Raw genomic sequence first — 19,781 nt, forward strand, 5'->3', positions numbered from 1 at the left:
CCCTGGAAGGTCGCGACCCGCCGTGGGGGGTGCTCAGCTGTGCCGGGGGCGGGTTGTCGTGGGCTGGTCGCGCAGTTCCCCGCGCCCCTTCGGGGGCGCGGGGAACTGCGCGTGTTGTGGCTTATTCGCGGTTGTTGCCGAAGGGGTCGTCCGGGTCGCCCGGTAGGTCGAAGGTGGGGGTCGACGGGGGCGTCGCGGTCTGGGACGGCGGCGAGGTCGTCGGCGTCTGGGACGGGGGTTCCGTCGTCGGCGGCGGGGACGTGGTGGTCGGAGGAGCCGACGTCGTCGGCTCCTCCGTCGTCGGCGTCTGCGACGGCGTCTCGGACTCGGTCTCCGACTGCGACGGGCTCCGGGTGGGGGCCACGCCCGCGCCCTGCTCGGTCTCCAGGTCGAACTTCGAGACCTCGTCCATCACGCCGAAGGTGTACGCGGACCAGATCTCGGCCGGGAAGCCACCGCCGTTGACGCGGTAGTCGACGCCGCCCGCCTTGTACATCGGGACCTGCTTGCCGTTCTTCGCGTCCTCGCCGAACAGGCCGACGGAGGTGACCAGGTCGGGCGTGTAGCCGGTGAACCAGGCCGACTTGTTGTCGTCGGAGGTGCCGGTCTTGCCCGCGACCTGCTGGCCGTCGCGCAGCGGGTTGTCCCGCACGGACGTCTTCGCCGTACCGTCGTCGACCACGCCGGTGAGGACCGAGGTGACCGTGTCGGCGGCCCGCCGGCTGATGACCGACCCGCCGACCGGGTCGGGCATCTCGATGGTGCGGTCCTTGTGCTCGACCGACTTCACGATCGACGGAGTGACCTGCTTGCCGTGGTTGGCGAGGGTGGCGTAGACGCCGGCCATCTGCATCGGGCTGGCGCCCATGGTGCCGAGGGTCTGCGCCGGGAACGGGTCGAGGTTGTCGCTCATGCCGAGCGCGGAGGCCGTCTTCATCACGTCCGTCATGCCGACGTCGACGCCCATCTGCGCGAAGACGGAGTTGACGGACTTGTTCATCGCCTCCTGGACGGTGATGTCGCCGTAGTCCCGGTCGTCCTCGTTGGGCGGGGCGAAACCGACCTTCTCGCCGTCCTCGACCACGGGGCGCTTGCTGTCGCCGTCGTAGATCGTGTCGGCCGTGATGGGCACGCCGTCCTGCGTCTCGGCGCCCCGGTCGAGGGCCGACGCGAGGATCACCGGCTTGAAGGTGGAGGCCGGCTGGTAGTCCTTGCGGGTGGCGTTGTTGGTGTAGTGCTTCACGTAGTCCACGCCGCCGTACATCGCCACGACCTTGCCGGTCTTCGGGTCGACGGAGACGGCGCCGGCCTGGACGTCGGCGTCGACGGCCCGCTTCTTCGGGTCGAGCTTGCTGGTGAGCCGGTCCTTGACCGCCTTCTCCAGCGCCTTCTGCTTCTTCTTGTCGATGTTCAGCGTGATCGTGTAGCCGCCGCGGTCCAGCAGCGCCTTGGCCTGTTCCAGGTCCTCGGCGACGCCCTGCTCGACGAGCTGCTGCTTGACGGCCGTGTTGGCCGCCTCGACCAGGTAGCCGGTCTGGCCCTCCATGCCGGGGGCCGCCTTGGGCTCCTTCGGCACGGGGAACTTCATGCCGGCGCGCTCGCCGGCGTCCAGCCACTTCTGCTGGACCATGTTGTCCAGGACGTAGTCCCAGCGTTCCTGGACGAGCTTCTTGCCCCGGTCGCTGGCGATCGCCCAGTCGTACTGGTTGGGCGCCTGGAGCAGGGCGGCGAGGTAGGCGCCCTGCTCGACGGTGAGGTCCTCGGCGTCGACGCGGTAGTAGGCCTGGGCGGCGGCCTGGATGCCGTAGGCGCCGCGGCCGTAGTAGCTGGTGTTGATGTACCCGGCGAGGATGTAGTCCTTGGACTTCTCCCGGTCGAGCTTCAGGGAGATGACCAGCTCCTTGAGCTTGCGGGAGACGGTCTGTTCCTGCGTCAGGTAGTAGTTCTTGACGTACTGCTGGGTGATCGTCGAGCCGCCCTGCGCGCCCTTGCCGGACAGGGTGTTGAGGACACCGCGGGCGGTGCCCTTCAGGTCGACGCCGGAGTCCTTGTAGAACGTCTTGTTCTCGGCGGCGACGAACGTGCGCTGAACGGGCTTGGGGACCCGGGCGAGGTCGACGATCTCTCGGTTGCGGTCGCCGTCGCGGGCCATGAGGCTGCCGTCGCTGTACTCGTAGACGTTGCTCTGCAGCTCGGCGTCGGCGTTCCCCTCCGGGATGTCGATCATCATGTACAGCACGATGAAGGCGCCCATGCCGAGCAGGCACAGGGCGAAGAAGGTGCCGACGATCTTCTTCCAGGTGAAGAGGCGGCGTATGCCGGTGCGGCCGCCCGCGGCGGCAGCGCGGCGGCCCTTGGGTGCCGCACGGCGCCCGCCGCGCTGTCGTGCGCGTCTTTCTTCCGCTCGTCCCATACGCCTGTTCCGCTCCGCTTCGTATCCGTGTGCTCATGCGGCACACACGTTCGCCGCTCAGGTCAGCTCAGCAAGCTAACACCGGGAGCTATGACAAAGGGCTGCCGATCCTGCCTTTACGGACGTGACAATCAGCACCCACCCCAACGGAACCGACGTGCGAGAGACGCGGGAGGTTGCCATGAACAGGTAATGTGATATCACTTAGATAGAACGTCGATAGACAGAGCGACAGACACAGAGAAGACCGCGCCGAGGCGCGCGGAGAAGCGGGGATCCTCCATGACCACACACGACCCGCAGGTCACGGCCGACGTGCCCGAGATGCCTGCCCCGCGCGTGCGGGAGACCCCGGCGCACAGCATCGGCGGCGGACTCGCCCTGCTGCTGGGCCTGCTCGGACTGCTGGGCGGCGTGGCGATGATCATCGTGGCCACGGCGGTCGAGAGCACGGGCGCGAAGGCCGGCCTCATCACCGGCGGCATCCTCGTCGCGCTCGCCTCGTTCGTCGCGATGTGCGGGCTGAACATGGTGGCGCCGGGCGAGGCGCGGGTGGTGCAGCTCTTCGGCCGCTACCGGGGCACCATCCGCCAGGACGGCCTGCGCTGGGTGAACCCCTTCACCTCCCGCACCAAGATCTCCACCCGGGTGCGCAACCACGAGACCGCGGTGCTGAAGGTCAACGACGCCTACGGCAACCCGATCGAGCTGGCCGCGGTCGTGGTGTGGCGGGTCGAGGACACCGCGCAGGCCACCTTCGAGGTGGACGACTACATCGAGTTCGTCTCCACCCAGACCGAGGCGGCCGTGCGGCACATCGCCATCGAGTACCCCTACGACGCCCACGACGAGGACGGCCTGTCGCTGCGCGGCAACGCGGAGGAGATCACCGAGAAGCTGGCGGTCGAGCTGCACGCGCGCGTCGAGGCGGCCGGCGTGCAGATCATCGAGTCCCGCTTCACGCACCTCGCCTACGCCCCCGAGATCGCCTCGGCGATGCTGCAGCGGCAGCAGGCGGGCGCGGTCGTCGCGGCGCGGCAGCAGATCGTGGAGGGCGCCGTGGGCATGGTCGAGACGGCCCTGGCCCGCATCCAGGAGCAGGACATCGTGGACCTCGACCCGGAGCGCAAGGCGGCGATGGTGTCCAACCTGATGGTCGTGCTGTGCGGTGACCGCTCGGCGCAGCCGGTCCTCAACACCGGGACGCTCTACCAGTGACCTCACCGTCCGGGGGCCCGGCCCCGCAGCGCCGGCCGCAGCGCAAGCAGATGCTGCTGCGGCTGGACCCGGCGGTGTACGAGGCGCTGGCGCGCTGGGCGGGCGACGAGCTGCGCTCGGCGAACGCACAGATCGAGTTCCTGCTCCGCCGCGCCCTGGCGGAGGCGGGCCGCCTTCCCGGCGAGACGGGCCCCCTCCGCCGCCGGGGCCGGCCCCCTGGCACCCGCCCCCCGACGGACGGGACCCCACCCTCCGGCTGAACCGGCCCCCGCCCCACGAGGCGGGGGCCGGACGCGTGTCCGATGCCGGTGACAGAACCGTGACAACCAGCCCTCACCTGCGGTGTCCTCGGTTCGGTCGTGATCTGCACACAGCGTGTATACATACTGCGTATACACACTGTGTAGAGTGCTCCGCATGTCCATCGGTCACACCCTCCTGGGGCTCCTGGAGTCGGGTCCGCGTCATGGTTACGACCTGAAGCGCACCTTCGACGAGAAGTTCGGTCACGACCGGCCGCTGCACTACGGCCAGGTCTACTCGACGATGTCGCGGCTGCTGAAGAACGGCCTCGTCGAGGTCGACGGCATCGAGGCCGGCGGCGGCCCCGAGCGCAAGCGGTACGCCATCACCGAGGCCGGCGTCACCGACGTCGCCCAGTGGCTCGCCACGCCCGAGAAGCCCGAGCCGTACCTCCAGTCGACGCTCTACACCAAGGTCGTCCTCGCCCTCCTCACCGAGCGCGACGCCGCCGACGTCCTCGACACGCAGCGCTCCGAGCACCTGCGCAGCATGCGCGTGCTCACCGACCGCAAGCGCAAGGGCGACCTCGCCGACCAGCTGATCTGCGACCACGCACTCTTCCACCTCGAGGCCGACCTGCGCTGGCTCGAACTGACCGCCGCGCGCCTCGACAAACTCCGTGAGGCGGTGGCCCGATGACCACGTCCGCACCCGCCGGCTCCCTGCTCGCCGCGAGTGACCTGCAGAAGACCTACGGCCCGACCAAGGCACTCGACGGGGCCGCGTTCTCGATCCACCCGGGCGAGGTCGTCGCCGTCATGGGCCCCTCCGGCTCCGGCAAGTCGACGCTGCTGCACTGCCTCGCCGGGATCGTCACCCCCGACGCCGGGTCCATCACGTACAACGGCCGCGAGCTGACCGCGATGAACGACTCCGAGCGCAGCGCCCTGCGCCGCTCCGCGTTCGGCTTCGTGTTCCAGTTCGGCCAGCTCGTGCCGGAGCTGACCTGCGTGGAGAACGTCGCGCTGCCGCTGCGGCTGAACGGCACTCCCCGCAAGGAGGCCGAGCGCACCGCCCTCACCTGGATGCAGCGCCTGGAGGTCGACGACGTCCGCGGGAAGCGGCCCGGCGAGGTGTCCGGCGGTCAGGGCCAGCGGGTCGCGGTCGCCCGCGCGCTGGTCACCGGCCCGCGCGTGGTGTTCGCCGACGAGCCGACCGGCGCGCTCGACTCGCTGAACGGCGAGCGTGTGATGGAGCTGCTCACCGAGGCCGCCCGCTCCACCAACGCCGCCGTCGTCCTCGTCACGCACGAGGCGCGGGTCGCCGCGTACTCCGACCGCGAGATCGTCGTCCGTGACGGCAAGGCGCGCGACATGGAGCGGGCCGTATGAACACCCGTCAGTGGGCGCGGGACCTCGCGCTCGGCGCCCGCTTCGCCGTCACCGGCGGCCGCGAGGGCTGGACCCGGGCGCTGCTCACCGCCGTGGGCGTGGGCCTCGGCGTGGCGTTGCTGCTGCTCACCGCCGCCGTGCCGAACCTGCTCGACGGACGCGACCGGCGGGAGGACGCCCGCCAGGACCGCGCGTACTCCCAGGACACCTTGCGCCCGTCGGACGACACCCTGCTCATCGCGCACGCCAACAGCGACTTCCGCGGCGGCGACCTGCGCGGCCGGCTGGTGGAGCCCGAAGGGCCGGACGCCCCGGTGCCGCCCGGCGTGAACGAACTGCCGAAGCCCGGCACGATGGTGGTCTCCCCCGCACTGAAGGAGCTGCTCGGGTCCGACGAGGGCAAGCTGCTGCGGGACCGGCTGCCGTACGACATCGTGGGCACCATCGGCGACCCGGGACTGATCGGCTCCCAGGAACTCGCCTGGTACGCGGGCGGAACGGGCCTGGCCGAGCGGCTGGACAGCCCGACGGTCATGCGGATCGACGCCTTCGGGGCGGACCGCAGCCAGTACACCGAACCGCTCGACCCGGTCCTGGTGATGCTGACACTGGTCATCTTCGTGGTGCTGCTGGTGCCGGTCGGCGTGTTCATCGCCACCGCCGTGCGGTTCGGCGGCGAGCGGCGCGACCGGAGGCTCGCCGCGCTGCGGCTGGTGGGTTCGGACAGCCGGATGACCCGGAGGATCGCCGCGGGCGAGGCGCTCGCCGGCGCGGTGCTCGGGCTGCTCTTCGGCACCGTGTTCTTCCTGGCCGGACGCGAATTCGCTGCGTCTGTGGAGCTGTTCCGCATCAGCGTCTTCCCGAGCGACCTCAACCCCTCCCCGCTGCTGGTGCTGCTGGTCGCGGTCGCGGTCCCGGCCGCCGCGGTGGTCGTCACCCTGCTCGCACTGCGCGGCGTGGTGATCGAGCCGCTGGGCGTGGTCCGCACGGCGCGGCCGGCCCGCCGCCGGCTGTGGTGGCGGCTGCTGCTGCCGCTCGCCGGCATCGGCATGCTCGTGCCGATGCTCGGCCAGGGGCGCCACAACGGCGACTTCAACCAGTACCTGGTCGTCGGCGGTGTGCTGTGCCTCCTCGTCGGGGTCACCGCGCTGCTGCCGTGGCTCGTGGAGGCGGTCGTCGCCCGGCTCGGCGCGGGTGGTCTGGCGTGGCAGCTCGCCGTGCGCCGGCTCCAGCTGAGCAGCGGCACGGCGGCCCGCATGGTCAACGGCATCGCCGTGGCCGTGGCCGGCGCGATCGCCCTGCAGATGCTGTTCACCGGCGTCGACAGCCAGTACACCCGTGACACCGGGCAGGACGTGTCACGCGCCCAGATGCAGGTCGAACTGCCCGACGGCGTCCCGGTGGCTCCGGCCGCGGCAGCGTTCGAGAAGACCGAGAGCGTGCGCGACGTCCAGGCGCTCTCCTACGGATACGCCTACGAGAAGCTCACCGACGACCCCGAGGAAGCGGTGCGGGGAGCGCAGCTGACCGTCGGCGACTGCGAGGCGCTGCGCATGCTGGCGAAGCTGCCCGGCTGCCGGGACGGTGACGTCTTCGCGCTCACCGGCGCCGACTACGACCAGGACACGCCCATCCTCAACAAGCCCGGCCGCACCCTGCACATGCAGGCGAACGGCGACCCCGCCGCCCCGCAGCAGGACGTCGTCTGGACGGTGCCCGAGGGCGTGAAGAGCGCGGCGACCATCGAGGACCCGACCGGGATGCTGAGCAGCGGCTTCCTGCTGACGCCGGGCGCCGTGACGGCCGGTGTCGAGAAGCGGGTGTCCGGAAGGCTGTGGCTCGCCATCGACGAGTCGGTGGCCGACGCGCAGGAGCTGGTGCGCAACACGGCCGCCTCGGTCGACCCGCTGGCCCACGCCTCGACCTGGGCCGCCACCGAGCGCACCAACCGGTTCGACTCCATCCGCACCGGGCTGTTCGTCGGAGCCACCGCCGTGCTGGTGCTCATCGGGGTGAGCCTGCTGGTCTCCCAGCTCGAGCAGTTGCGGGAGCGCCGCAAGCTGCTGTCGGCCCTGGTCGCCTTCGGCACCCGGCGCCGCACGCTGAGCCTGTCGGTGCTGTGGCAGACGGCGGTGCCGATCGGGCTGGGCCTCGCGCTCTCGGCGGTGGTGGGCACCCTCCTCGGCGCGGTCCTGCTGCGGATGACGGCGACACCGGTCCAGGTGGACTGGGGCAGCGTGCTCGGCATGACGGGCGTCGGCGCGGGCGTGGTCGCCCTGGTGACCGCGCTGAGCCTCCCGCCGCTGCTGCGCATGATGCGCCCGGACGGTCTCCGCACGGAGTGAGCCCGGGGGGGGGCGTCAGTCCTCCGCCCCGTCGTCCACCGTGCGGACCGGCAGGTCGCGCATCGCTCCGCGGAGCGCCGCCGCCAGCTGTTCGTACTCCGTCGCCCTCGCCGTGCCCGTGCGCATGGCGAGGGCGATGCGGCGTTTCGGGGCGGGGTCCGCGAAGCGCGCGGTGAGGAGGCGGTCGGCGCGGCTGGTCTCCACCTCGACGGCGGTGCGCGGCAGCAGGGTGACGCCGAGGCCGCCCGCGACGAGCTGGACCAGCGTGGAGAGTCCGGCCGCCGTGGTGGTGGCCGCGACCCCCGCGCTGCCTGCCTCACGGCAGATGTCGAGGGCCTGGTCGCGCAGGCAGTGCCCTTCGTCGAGCAGCAGCAGGTTCAGCTCGCGCAGCACCGTGCGGGGTATGCCGTCGCGCCCGCCGAGCCGGTGTCCGGGCGGGGTGACCAGCACGAAGTCCTCGTCGAACAGCGGCAGCTCGGCGACCCCGGCGACGCCGAGCGGCACGGCGAGCAGCAACAGGTCGAGCCGTCCCGCGGCCAGCCCGTCGAGCAGACTCGCCGTGTGCTCCTCGTGCACCTGGAGGTCCAGGCGGGGATAGCGGTCGTGGACCAGCCGCAGCACCGTCGGCAGCAGATACGGCGCCACGGTCGGGATGACGCCGAGCCGCAGCACCCCGGTGAAGGGCGCCCGCAGGGCGTCCGCCTCCTCCATGAGTGCGCCGACCTCCGTGAGCACGGACTTCGCCCGTGCGGCGAGCTGTTCCCCGGCCGGGGTGAGCAGCACTCTGCGTGTCGTACGCTCCACGAGCGTCACACCGAGTGTCTCCTCCAGCGCGGACAGCGCCCCGGACAGCGCGGGCTGACTCATCCCCAGGGCTCCGGCGGCGTCGCGGAAGTGCAGATGCTCGGCCACCGCCGCGAACGCCCGCAGCTGGGCCAGGCTCGGCTGCCTGCGCCGGTCACCGACAGTCACTGATAGGTCCCTCCGATCAACCCGACCGAGTGTAGCTATTTCACTGATCAATGCACTCTGTGCCAACATCAATCAGGTCCAACCCATGGGAAACACTCGCAATTGGGGTGTTTCTTCGCTGCAAGGAGAGCGCGTGCTCACTGTCGGTGACAAGTTCCCCGAGTTCGAACTGACCGCCTGCGTCTCGCTGGAGAAGGGCAAGGAGTTCGAGACGATCGACCACAAGACCTACGAGGGCAAGTGGAAGGTCGTCTTCGCCTGGCCCAAGGACTTCACCTTCGTGTGCCCGACCGAGATCGCCGCGTTCGGCAAGCTGAACGACGAGTTCGCCGACCGCGACGCCCAGGTCCTCGGCTTCTCCGGTGACTCGGAGTTCGTCCACCACGCCTGGCGCAAGGACCACGACGACCTGCGCGACCTGCCGTTCCCGATGATGGCCGACCCGAAGCACGAGCTGATGCGCGACCTCGGCATCGAGGGCGAGGACGGCTACGCCAAGCGCGCCGTGTTCATCGTGGACCAGAACAACGAGATCCAGTTCTCCATGGTGACCGCCGGCTCCGTCGGCCGTAACCCGAAGGAGGTCCTGCGGGTCCTGGACGCCCTGCAGACCGACGAGCTCTGCCCGTGCAACTGGTCCAAGGGCGACGAGACCCTGGACCCGGTCGCGCTGCTGTCGGGGGAGTGAGCTGACATGTCCCTCGACTCCCTGAAGTCCCGCATACCGGACTACGCCAAGGACCTGAAGCTCAACCTGGGCTCGGTCATCGGCAACTCCGACCTGCCCGCCCAGCAGCTCTGGGGCTCGGTGCTGGCGACCGCGATCGCCTCGCGCTCCCCGATCGTGCTGCGCGAGCTGGAGCCGGAGGCCAAGGCGAACCTGTCGCCCGAGGCGTACACGGCCGCCAAGGCCGCCGCCGCGGTGATGGCGATGAACAACGTCTTCTACCGCACCCGCCACCTGCTGTCGGACCACGAGTACGGCAACCTGCGGGCCGGTCTGCGGATGAACGTCATCGGCAACCCCGGTGTCGACAAGGTCGACTTCGAGTACTGGTCCTTCGCCGTCTCCGCCATCAACGGCTGCGGCATGTGCCTCGACTCGCACGAGCAGGTGCTGCGCAAGGCCGGCGTGGACCGCGAGGTGATCCAGGAGGCGTTCAAGATCGCCGCGGTGGTCCAGGCCGTCGCCGCGACCCTCGACGCCGAGGCGGCCCTCGCGGAGTAACTCCGCGCCCGCCCCGTCGTGCACGGGCCCGTCCACCCCGCGGGGGTGGACGGGCCCGTCGCCGTTTGTCCCCCGGGGGGGGGCACCGGTCCGCGTGCCCGCGAAGGAGCCGGGAGCGGCTGCCGCTCGCGTTCCGGGGTCCTCCGTCAGCGCTCGCCCGACGGCCCGTCGGACTCCCCGGGCCGTTCGGACTCCGCGGCGGGGGGCTGGGGTTCGGGGTGCGCCGGGGCGGGGGCGTCCGGGGCGGACATGGCCGTCGCGCCCCGCGGCCGGGGCGACTGGGCGAGGGCGGCCTCGTGGGAGAACGCCCGCAGATAGCCGACGACGGTGTTGGAGACGGCGACCAGCGGCACGGCGACCACCGCGCCGCCGATGCCCGCCACCAGACCGCCGGAGGCCACCGCCAGCACCACCGCGAGCGGGTGGACCCGCACCGCGCGCCCGAGGATGAACGGCTGGAGGATGTGGCCCTCGATCTGCTGGACCGCCAGCACCACCACGAGCACCATCACACCGGTGAACACGCCCTGGGTGACGAGTCCGACGACGACAGCCAGCGCGCCGGACACCACCGCGCCGACGAGCGGGATGAACGAGAACAGGAAGATGAAGACGGCGAGCGGCACCGCGAGCGGCACGTCGAGGAAGTAGATGCCGAGGCCGATGAAGATGGCGTCGATCAGCGCCACCACCACCGTGCCCCGCACGTACGCGGTGAGCGTGCGCCAGGCGACCGGGCCGGCGCCGGCGACGCCCGGACGGGCCGCGGCCGGGACCAGCTTGAGCGACCACTGCCAGATCCGCTTGCCGTCGTAGAGCAGGAACAGCGTCGAGAAGACCGCCAGCAGGATGCCGGTGAGCGCCTCGACGACGACCGTGACGCCCTCCAGGCCGGCCGAGGTGATCTGCTCGGTGTTGGCGCCGACCGCCTCACGCAGGTTCTTGGCGATCTCGTTGATCTGCTTGTCGGTGACGTGGAAGGGGCTGTTGAGCAGCCAGTTGCGCAGTTCGTCGATGCCGTCCTGGATCTGGTCGGCGAGGGTGTCGACGTTCTCCATGACCTGCCAGGTCACGAACCAGCCGATGAGGCCCATCACGACGAAGCCGAACAGCGCGGTCAGCGCGGTGGCCGGTCCGCGCGGCACCCCGAGCCGCCGCAGCCGGGCGACGGTGGGCTGGAGCAGCGCGGTGATGAGCAGCGAGGCGACGAACGCCAGCACCACCAGCTGGACGGCGCTGATGATGCGCATCAGCACCCAGACGGTGCCCGCGAGGATCAGCAGGCGCCAGCCGGCCTCGGCGGCGACCCTGACGCCCCAGGGCACGGCCTGCGCCGGGTCGGGGCGCGCCGGGAGCACCACCTGGGTGTACTCGGAGGGCGGAAGCGTCCGGTCGGGGTCGGCGCTGTCGCGCGCGGGGTCGTCGTCCGGCCCCTGGTCGCGCGTGACTTCGGCGCGGCGCTCCTCCAGCCGTTTGCCGACCTTCGTCAGTCCGGCTCCGACCCGGTCGAGCCACCCTGGCAGTCGCGACATGATCCGTCCTCTTCCCCCGTTTCCGCCCACCAGTCCCCCTGGCACCGTCGGTCAGACGGTACAGGGCGACAGCCCCGCACCGTAGGACGGTGCGGGGCTGTCGAGGGGTCGAGCACGCCGCGGGGCGGCGGGACGGTCCGGAGGACCTAGTACCAGTGGTTGGCCTGCCAGAACTCCCAGGCGCCGCACGGGCTGCCGTAGCGGCTGTCCATGTAGTTGAGGCCCCACTTGATCTGGGTGGCCGGGTTGGTCTGCCAGTCGGCGCCGGCGGAGGCCATCTTGGAGCCCGGCAGGGCCTGCACGAGGCCGTAGGCGCCGGAGGAGGGGTTCTGGGCCTGGTAGTTCCAGGTGGACTCGTGGTCCACGATGTTGCTGAAGCACTGGAACTGGTCGGCGGGCACCATCTGGCGCGCGATGGCCTGGACCTCGGCGACCGAGTAGGAGGCCTGGGCGGCGAAGGAGGACGCGTCACGCGTGGCGGAGCGGCTGGCGGCCTTCTCGGCCTCCTCGCGCTCCTTGGCCTCCTGTGCGGCCTTCTCGGCTTCCTTCTTCTTCGCGATCGCGGTGTCGGCGGCGGCCTTGCGGGCTGCCTCCTCCGCGTCCTTCTTGGCGGTCGCGTCGGCGGCGATGGCCATCGTCTGGGCCTGCTGCGTCAGCGACGCGGTCTGCACCTGCGCCTGCTGCCCTGCGGGGATGTCCGCGAGCAGCGTGGTGCCGGCTGCCGTCGCTTCGGCGTCGTTGTTCTGCGCTGCGGTGCTGCCCGAGGCAACGCCGACGACGCTTCCGACAGCGGTGACCGCCGTGGCAGAGGCCACTGCGAATCCCCGGACCGAGATCCGGCTCACACGGTTTCCTTCCAGCATCGCCCGCTTCGGTGACCCTCGCGGACGCAATCGTGCCCCTGACACTGGCCTCCCCAACTACGGGTCACGGGAGGCACGGGCCCGGTGGGCAACTCCTTCGACGGGAGCGCCGCGTGGTGCTCGGGCGGCATACGACGACGCTATGGAGTTGAAGCAGTGTTCCTGGTGGTTCTGCAACGCTGGGGTTGCAGCTGTGTCGTATGCGGGGCCTGACAGGAGTGAGACTCTGCCGTAACCAGGCGGCGCAAGGCAATTCTCTGTTGCGTGTGAAAGCTCACATGTCGTTTGCCCCTCGGGATTACCGGAAAGCCGCACACGCGCCGACGCCGCCCGGCTAGGCTCTTCGCCTTTCCCGGACGGCGCCAACTCGCGCGTAAACACCCCGCGTTGGGGCGCGAGGGTCAGATGTGACCGTCTTCGAGCATTTCGGTCACAAGGGCCGCGATCTGGGACCTCTCGGACCGGTTCAGGGTCACGTGGGCGAACAACGGATGCCCCTTCAGCTTCTCGACGACGGCGACCACACCGTCGTACCGGCCGACCCTCAGATTGTCCCGCTGCGCCACGTCGTGCGTCAGAACGACCCGGGAATTGGCCCCGATCCGGGACAGAACGGTCAGCAGGACGTTCCGCTCCAGCGACTGGGCCTCGTCCACGATGACGAACGCGTCGTGGAGCGAGCGCCCCCGGATGTGGGTGAGCGGCAGGACCTCCAGCATGCCGCGCGCGGTGACCTCCTCGATGACCTCCCGGCTGGTGACCGCCGACAGCGTGTCGAACACGGCCTGGGCCCAGGGGCTCATCTTCTCGGCCTCGGAACCGGGCAGATAGCCCAGCTCCTGCCCGCCCACCGCGTACAGGGGACGGAAGACCATCACCTTCTGGTGCTGCCGCCGCTCCAGCACCGCCTCCAGGCCCGCGCACAGCGCGAGCGCGGACTTGCCGGTGCCGGCCCGGCCGCCCATGGACACGATCCCGACGTCCGGGTCGAGCAGCAGGTCGAGCGCGATCCGCTGCTCGGCGCTGCGGCCCTTGATGCCGAACGCCTCCCTGTCACCGCGCACCAGGCGGACGTTGCCCTCCGGGGTGACCCGGCCGAGCGCCTTGCCGCGCTCGGACTGGATGGTCAGGCCGGTGTGCACGGGCAGCTCGGCCGCCTCGGGCACGTACACATGGCCTTCCTCGAAGAGGATGTCCACCTGCTCGCCGGGCAGGGTCAGTTCGGACATTCCGGTCCAGCCGGAGGAGTCCGTGATGGCGAGCTCCGCGCGGTACTCCTCGGCGAGGAGACCCACGGAGGACGCCTTGATCCTGAGCGGGAGGTCCTTGGAGACGACGGTGACGTCGAATCCCTCCGCCTGCAGGTTGCGGGCGACCGCGAGGATGCGGGAGTCGTTGTCCCCCAGGCGGTAGCCGCTGGGCAGCACGCTGGGGTCCGAGTGGTTGAGCTCGACCCTCAGGGTCCCGCCGAGCTCCCCGGTGGGGATGGGGGCGTCGAGACGGCCGTACCGCACCCGGTAGTCGTCCAGCAGGCGCAGGGCCTGCCGGGCGAAGTAGCCGAGCTCGGGATGGTTCCGCTTGGCCTCCAGCTCTGTCACCACGACGACGGGGAGCACGACCTCGTGCTCGTCGAAGCGGCTCGGGGCATGGGGGTCGGCCAGCAGGACGCTGGTGTCGAGAACGTAGGTGCGCCGGTCTGGCTTGTGGCGCTTTGCGCTGGTCACCACGGAAGGACGAACCCCCTCGGATGAGGTCGGGGAGCGACGAGGCGGAGCTGGACCGGTCGACGGCCCTGATGCACGACGGGCCGAGAACCGGCCCTCCGCCGCTTCTTCCGTGCCGTGACCGCACGGTCGGGCTGGTGCAAAGGGCCTCCCGGGCGGACGGCTCCCGCGCCGTCCGCTGAGATCCGACACCCGTGGTTCGGGCGTCGACCTGACTGAGTTATGCCCTCGAACGAGCGCGGCCATGCCACGGCCTGTGACGGCACTCCGGTGAACGGCGCGTGACCCCTGGTGACACAAGGGGGGCGCGGGTGGAGCGGGGTGATGCGCGAGGTGCTCCGCGGTGACGCGGTGACGCCATCGTGCGGGGACGCGGTGACGCGGTCGTGCGGGGACGCGGTCGTGCGGGGAGGAGCGGGAGGCGTGGCCCCGGGGGGACGGGTGCGGGCGCTCAGCCGCCGAAGCGACGGTGGCGGGCCGCGTAGTCGCGCAGCGCGCGCAGGAAGTCCACCTTGCGGAAGGCCGGCCAGAAGACCTCGCAGAAGTAGTACTCCGAGTGGGCCGTCTGCCAGAGCATGAATCCGGACAGCCGCTGTTCGCCGCTCGTTCGGATGACGAGGTCCGGGTCGGGCTGCGCCTTGGTGTAGAGGTGACGTCCGATCATGTCGACGTCCACGGACTCGGCGAGGTCGTCCATCGGGACGCCCTTGTCGTGGGCCTCGAGAAGCATGGAGCGCACGGCGTCGGCGATCTCCTGGCGCCCGCCGTACCCGATGGCGACGTTGACGACTATTCCGTCGACGTGTGCCGTGGCCGCTTCCGCTTCCTTCAGGACCGTCTGCATCCCGGACGGCAGGAGGTCGAGGGTGCCCACGTGGTGGACCCGCCAGCGCCCGTCGGCGGCGAGGGTGCGCACCACGTCCTCGATGATGCCGAGGAGGGGGACCAGCTCCTCCTTGGGCCGGTCGAAGTTGTCCGTCGACAGCAGCCACAGGGTGACCACCTCGACGTCCGTCTCGGAGCACCAGCCGAGGAACTCCTCGATCTTCTCGGCGCCGGCCCGGTGGCCGTGCACCGTGCTGGAACCCGCGGCCTTCGCCCAGCGGCGGTTGCCGTCCATGATGACGCCGATGTGCTTCGGCACCTGAGCGGTGTCCAGGTGGCCTTCCACCCGGCGCGCGTACAGCCTGACCAGCAGGCTCCGCAGCTTGTCGCGCAGGTTCACGTGATCGTCAGCCCCTCCGTACGGATCGGACAGGCGCGGCACCCCGCCGCGTCGCGCGGCAAGCGGCCCGGTCTCGGCCGCGGGCGGCCCCTGCCCGTATGGCGGTCCCCAGGGGCGAAGCGTACCCCCGCCGGGGCAGGGGTCCCCAACGTCCGGTCTGACGCGCTTTTGTCAGCTGTGCTGCGGCGGCACGCCGTTTGGGCGGTCACAGCAGCACGCCGATCCGGACGTACGTCGCGGGCATCACGGCCTGCACCGCGGCACGGGCGGGGCCGACGAGGGCGAGGGGGTATTGGGTGGGGCGGTGCCCGGCGGAAGGCGGCGGGGCGGTGCCCGGCGGAAGGCGGCGGGACGGTGCCCGGCGGAAGGCGGCGGGACGGTGCCCGGCGGAAGGCGGCGGGGCGGAGGGCGGCGGGACGGCGCCCGACCCGATGCCCGACGGAGGGCCGGAGGGCGGCCGGACAGCGCGCCGGAGAGCGGTCGGACAGCGGGCATGAAAAAACGGGCCGGTCCGTGGGGGGGGAGACGGACCGGCCCGAGGGGGGGTTTCCACCATAACCCTTCGTAAGTGATGCTGCGTGCATCGGCGCGACACAACTACTCTCCGAAACCGCCCGACGACGCCCGGATGCCCTCGGAGGGAACGATTCAGGGGGTCTTTGTGGCCGAAAACCGGCGAAATCGTGCGAGAAAAGAGCGCTGAGGGGACTCTGTGCACGGTGTGACACCAACCCTGCACCATTCCGGCCACTCTTCCGGCCGTCCCCCCGACGGGTGACACCCACGAGGGCCGCGGCTTGACCCGAGGCGAGGCGTGGCGGCGTGGGGGAAAGAGAGCTCGGTGTGGTGGGGAGAGGGGCGATGCGAGCCCGGGAGTGCGGTCACCGCGCAGCCCCCTCCACCGCGCGGTGACCCTTCCGCGCAGCTTTGCTTGCGCGAATCAATTGGTCCGAACCTAAGCGATGCGCCGCGGCGGAGGCCAGCCCTCACCCATAACGATGCGGACACTACGCGCGTGGATCGCGGGGCCGGCTCCCTGACCTGCGGGCTTCGACGAGGTGCCGTGAGCTGTGGGCGACGAAGGGTCCCTCGGCCTCGATCCGCTCGTGCAGCTCGCGCAGTCGCGGCCGGTACGCCTCGACCGTGAAGCCCGGGACCATCCAGATCACCTTGCGCAGGAAGTGCACGACCGCGGCGATGTCGTGGAACTCCATGCGCAGCCGCTCGGCCCGCAGGTCCACGACCTCCAGCCCGGCCGCCTCGGCGTCCCGCCGCTCCCGCCCGGGGTCGCGCGCGGTGCGGCTCTCCTCGGGCAGCGGTCCGAGGAAGTACTCGACGAGTTCGAAGGCGCTGGCGGGCCCTACGTGCTGGGCCAGATAGGTGCCGCCGGGCCGGAGCACACGGGCGATCTCGTGCCAGAGCGGCCGGACGGGATGCCGGCTGGTGACGAGGGAGAAGGATGCGTCGCCGAAGGGCAGCGGCGCGTCCTCGGCCGCCGCGACGACTGTGGCGCCGTAGGGCCGGAGCGTGTCAGCGGCCTTGCGGACGTTGGGCGGCCAGCCCTCGGTGGCGGCGACCAGCGGGGGCCGCCTGGACGCCCGGCCGAGGGCGAACGCGATGACCTCTCCCCCGCCGGTCTGGACGTCGAGCACGGGCCCGTCCACCGTGCCCAGCCGGCCGGCGACCGTGGTGGCGTACCCCCAGGACGTCCGGGCCTCGGTGGCGCGCCCCTCGAACCAGGAAAAATCCCACCCCTCGGTGGGGACGGAGGCGCCTTCGGCGAGGAGCTCGTCGAAGGTGGGGGCCGTGGTTCGCGGTCGGGGCTGTCTCATGCGGCGAGGATGCCCGAGGGCGGGGCGGATCGTCGCGTGCTTTTTCCGTGCCCGGGACGGGGCGGACTACGTGAGGAGTGGCCGCACGTCCTCCGCGGCGAAGCGGACGAAGCCCTCGGGGTCGGGGTCGTCGCCGGTGGGCTGGAGGACGACCGTGTCGGCACCCGCCCCGGCCAGCCGCCGTACGGCGTCGGCGACGGCGCGGGCGTCCCCGGCGACCCCGAGGTCGGCGTCCGCGGCGTGCCCCTCGGCGACCAGCTCGGCCTCCAGCCGCTCGCGCGCCCCGTCGCCGGTCGCGGTCAGCAGATAGACGACGACCCGGTGGCCGTCCGGGTCACGCCCCGCCGCGGCGCGGCCCTCCCGGATCAGCGCGCATGCCTGCCGGACTCCGTCGGCGGAGGTGTCGGCGGTGAGGATGGTGCCGTCGGCGGCCTCCCCGGTGAGCCGTACGGTCCGGGGGCCCATGCCGCCGGCGAGGACGTCGACGGGGCCGGACGGAGGCCAGTCGAGCCTGACGCCGTCGAGGGCGACGTAGCGGCCCTTGGTCGTGACCGTCTCGCCGGCCAGCAGGGCGCGCAGGGCGAGGAGATGCTCGCGGAGCAGGGTGAGGGGCGACCCGGCGCGCGCGCCGACCTGCCCCATCCAGTCCTGCACGCCGTGCCCGACGCCGAGGATCGGGCGGCCTGGGAACATCCGGTGGAGGGAGGCGGCCTCCATGGCGGTCACGGCGACGTTCCGCAGGGGGACGGGCAGCAGTCCGATGCCGACGCGGACTCGTTCGCTCCACGCGAGGGCGGCGGCGCCGGTGGAGATGCCCCCCTCCCGGAAGCAGTCCTCCCACAGCCACAGCTCGTCGAGCCCGGCCGCGTCGGCGGCACGCACGACGGAACGCAGCCGCTCGGGAGCGAGCTGGGGGCGGAACACGGCGCCGAGTGTCGTCGTCATGCGGGTGTACCTACCCACAGGGGCCCGCCCCGGGAAACCTCGGCCGGGGCGGGCGGGGGTGGTGGTGCGCGTCGGGTCAGCGGTTGACGGACTGGATCTCCTGGACGACGACCTCCTGGGTCGCTCCGAACTCACCGTCGGGCAGGTCGCCGCCCGCGCCGCCGGAGCCGTTCCAGTGGACCTCCCAGGTGACGGTCGCCTGCAGCGGGAAGGTGCTGTCGCCCGAGGAGCGGAGGTACTTCACCCCGCACGGGGGCGTCCGGTTCGCCTTGCCCTTGGCGTAGGGCTCGCCGATCCGACCGTTGTTGATCTCGCAGACACCGGAGGCGGGGTACGTCTCGGCGTCCTTGGTGCCGGGCTCGATCTTCAGAGCGACCGGCTCGGCGGTGGCCGTCGCGTAGATGCCGATCTCCGGCACGGAGGCGGTCACCGACACCGGCTGGAACTCGGCGCCGTCCAGCCACGACCACGTCGGCAGGTTCACCTTGGTCGCCTGCGCAGGCGCGAGGGTCACCTCGGTGCCGGGTACGCGGATCTCGGAGTAAGCGAGTTCGGCGAGGATTTCCGGTGTGACCGCGTTCTCGACGTCCGCTGGCGGCGGGTCGCCACGATCCACCCAGAAATAGTCCTTGGTGCAGGAGTCCCAACCGGGCGGGAAGCTCTTGTCGACGTACGAGTCCCACCAGTAGCCCTCGCCGGACTTGTGCTTGTTGAAGTCCTTCTCGGGGTCGTCGGGGTTCGTGTACTTCTTCCGCTGCTCGTTGTCCCACTCGTGCCCCGTCGACCCGGCCTCCCAGATCGGCTCCAGGTACGCCTGCAGCTCCTCCGGCGAGTACTTGGGCGCGTACCAGCAGGGCGGAGGCGACCACGAGGTACTCGACGTGAGCGCGCCGACCTTGCCGCCTTTGCCGTTCTTGGAGTGGTCGAAACGGACGCCTCCGGCGGAGACGGAGAGGGTGCCGTCGTCTGCCAGGCCGGCGTCTTTGTCTTCACCCTGGGTCCCGTTGCCCAGGTCGTCGTCGGCGTGGGCCACGCCGGGCAGGGCCAGAAGGAACACGACCGCGCCGACGGCGGCGAACGTCCGGAAAGTGCGGGTCACGGCTGGCACTTGGCGCTCCCACTCTGCGAGACGATCTTCTGAATGACCCACACGCCCTTGTCGTTCTTCTTCAGCGACGTGTGGTAAACCACGTAACTCTTGGCGGTGACCTCGGTCTTCTTGATCTTGTTGGTCTCGAGGTACTTCACGAAGGCCTTGCCCTGGTCCTCGCAATAGCTGAGCGAAGCCGTTCCGTCCTTGCCGACATTCACTTCGGGTGCGTAGAAGCGGTAAGACCCGGTGATCGCGGCCTTGTGGTCCACGTAGTCCTGCACGAACTTCTCTGTCTCGGCCGCGGCTTCGCCCTCGTAGTAATAGAGGTACGCCTTGTCCAGTGCGTTCTGCTTGACGATCGCCTGGTCCACCGCCTTGATGGACTGCTCGCTGTCGGCCAGGACCGCGTCCTTCTCCTTGTCGCCGGTCTTCGGCCAGTCGAAGGTGTAGGAGAGGTCGCTGGGCAGCTCGATCTTCGGGCGGTCGTCCGACGCCGGGGCGGACGTGGACGGCGAGGGCGACTTCTTGCCGCCCGTGTCCGCTCCCGCGATCGTGTCCTTGTCCTTCGCGGGTGAGTCGTCGTCGCTTCCGCACGCGGACAGCGTCAACGCCGCGGTGGCGGTCAGCGCAAGCGCTGCGAGCAGGGTGGGACGGCGGTTCACAGTCGGCTCCCGGTGGGGCGAGGCGTCACATCGGCGCGCCAACGCTATCCAGCGGTCGCAGGGGGACACCAGAGCGAATGGAGCAACTGCAACAC

At 70.9% G+C, this 19,781-nt stretch carries 17 protein-coding genes; 7 read left to right on the forward strand and 10 right to left on the reverse strand.

The annotated features are described in order from the left end of the window. Nucleotides 1-121: 121 nt before the first annotated feature. Nucleotides 122-2,413, reverse strand: a complete 2,292-nt coding sequence (locus ACF1AG_RS10320; RefSeq protein WP_391809594.1) for a transglycosylase domain-containing protein — start codon at nt 2,411-2,413, stop codon at nt 122-124. Between the two features lie 282 nt (nt 2,414-2,695). Here ACF1AG_RS10320 and ACF1AG_RS10325 point away from each other — a divergent pair, with 282 nt between their 5' ends. The 5 genes from ACF1AG_RS10325 (at nt 2,696) to ACF1AG_RS10345 (ending at nt 7,610) form a co-directional block, all read left to right on the forward strand. Next, nucleotides 2,696-3,631 carry an SPFH domain-containing protein gene (locus ACF1AG_RS10325; protein WP_387794925.1) on the forward strand — a complete coding sequence of 312 codons (936 nt, stop codon included), beginning with the start codon at nt 2,696-2,698 and terminating at the stop codon, nt 3,629-3,631. Further along, nucleotides 3,628-3,891, forward strand: coding sequence for a hypothetical protein (locus tag ACF1AG_RS10330; RefSeq protein ID WP_391809595.1), 264 nt, complete (start codon nt 3,628-3,630; stop codon nt 3,889-3,891). The genes ACF1AG_RS10325 and ACF1AG_RS10330 overlap by 4 nt, the downstream gene beginning before the upstream one ends. A gap of 157 nt (nt 3,892-4,048) precedes the next feature. Continuing rightward, complete coding sequence (locus ACF1AG_RS10335; RefSeq protein ID WP_359607190.1) at nt 4,049-4,573, forward strand: PadR family transcriptional regulator; 525 nt, start codon at nt 4,049-4,051, stop codon at nt 4,571-4,573. Continuing rightward, nucleotides 4,570-5,265, forward strand: a complete 696-nt coding sequence (locus ACF1AG_RS10340; protein WP_359607192.1) for an ABC transporter ATP-binding protein — start codon at nt 4,570-4,572, stop codon at nt 5,263-5,265. Before ACF1AG_RS10335 ends, ACF1AG_RS10340 begins: the two co-directional genes overlap by 4 nt. After that, a complete protein-coding gene (locus ACF1AG_RS10345; protein ID WP_359607194.1) occupies nt 5,262-7,610 on the forward strand; it encodes an FtsX-like permease family protein in 2,349 nt (782 codons plus the stop codon). Before ACF1AG_RS10340 ends, ACF1AG_RS10345 begins: the two co-directional genes overlap by 4 nt. Before the next feature lie 15 nt (nt 7,611-7,625). On the opposite strand, the gene ACF1AG_RS10350 is transcribed toward ACF1AG_RS10345, so the two are convergent. Then, entirely contained in the window at nt 7,626-8,582 is a 957-nt protein-coding gene (locus tag ACF1AG_RS10350) for a LysR substrate-binding domain-containing protein (RefSeq protein WP_359607196.1), read from the reverse strand. A gap of 133 nt (nt 8,583-8,715) precedes the next feature. On the opposite strand from ACF1AG_RS10350, the gene ACF1AG_RS10355 reads away from it, so the two are divergent. Continuing rightward, entirely contained in the window at nt 8,716-9,270 is a 555-nt protein-coding gene (locus ACF1AG_RS10355; RefSeq protein WP_033272205.1) for a peroxiredoxin, read from the forward strand. Between the two features lie 6 nt (nt 9,271-9,276). Next, nucleotides 9,277-9,810 carry an alkyl hydroperoxide reductase gene (locus tag ACF1AG_RS10360; protein ID WP_359607198.1) on the forward strand — a complete coding sequence of 178 codons (534 nt, stop codon included), beginning with the start codon at nt 9,277-9,279 and terminating at the stop codon, nt 9,808-9,810. Nucleotides 9,811-9,956: 146 nt separating this feature from the next. On the opposite strand, the gene ACF1AG_RS10365 is transcribed toward ACF1AG_RS10360, so the two are convergent. From ACF1AG_RS10365 to ACF1AG_RS10400, 8 genes are all read right to left on the reverse strand, one after another. Then, complete coding sequence (locus tag ACF1AG_RS10365; RefSeq protein ID WP_359604421.1) at nt 9,957-11,342, reverse strand: AI-2E family transporter; 1,386 nt, start codon at nt 11,340-11,342, stop codon at nt 9,957-9,959. Nucleotides 11,343-11,488: 146 nt separating this feature from the next. Next, nucleotides 11,489-12,205: a transglycosylase SLT domain-containing protein gene (locus tag ACF1AG_RS10370; RefSeq protein WP_359604419.1), complete on the reverse strand. Its 717-nt coding sequence runs from the start codon at nt 12,203-12,205 to the stop codon at nt 11,489-11,491. 401 nt (nt 12,206-12,606) lie between these two features. Then, nucleotides 12,607-13,932: a PhoH family protein gene (locus ACF1AG_RS10375; protein ID WP_048455862.1), complete on the reverse strand. Its 1,326-nt coding sequence runs from the start codon at nt 13,930-13,932 to the stop codon at nt 12,607-12,609. Nucleotides 13,933-14,380: 448 nt separating this feature from the next. Beyond that, nucleotides 14,381-15,154: an isoprenyl transferase gene (locus tag ACF1AG_RS10380; RefSeq protein ID WP_359604417.1), complete on the reverse strand. Its 774-nt coding sequence runs from the start codon at nt 15,152-15,154 to the stop codon at nt 14,381-14,383. Between the two features lie 1,007 nt (nt 15,155-16,161). Further along, the gene (locus ACF1AG_RS10385; RefSeq protein WP_391809596.1) at nt 16,162-16,986 is read right to left on the reverse strand and encodes a class I SAM-dependent methyltransferase; all 825 of its coding nucleotides are present in this window, start codon (nt 16,984-16,986) and stop codon (nt 16,162-16,164) included. Nucleotides 16,987-17,052: 66 nt separating this feature from the next. Then, entirely contained in the window at nt 17,053-17,931 is an 879-nt protein-coding gene (locus tag ACF1AG_RS10390; RefSeq protein ID WP_391809597.1) for an LLM class flavin-dependent oxidoreductase, read from the reverse strand. 76 nt (nt 17,932-18,007) lie between these two features. Beyond that, complete coding sequence (locus ACF1AG_RS10395) at nt 18,008-19,039, reverse strand: hypothetical protein (RefSeq protein WP_359604412.1); 1,032 nt, start codon at nt 19,037-19,039, stop codon at nt 18,008-18,010. Next, nucleotides 19,027-19,686, reverse strand: a complete 660-nt coding sequence (locus tag ACF1AG_RS10400) for a hypothetical protein (RefSeq protein ID WP_359604410.1) — start codon at nt 19,684-19,686, stop codon at nt 19,027-19,029. The genes ACF1AG_RS10395 and ACF1AG_RS10400 overlap by 13 nt, the downstream gene beginning before the upstream one ends. Nucleotides 19,687-19,781: the final 95 nt, after the last annotated feature.

It is taken from the genome of Streptomyces sp. NPDC014764 (genome assembly GCF_043082785.1).
GTDB classification, from domain to species: domain Bacteria; phylum Actinomycetota; class Actinomycetes; order Streptomycetales; family Streptomycetaceae; genus Streptomyces; species Streptomyces althioticus.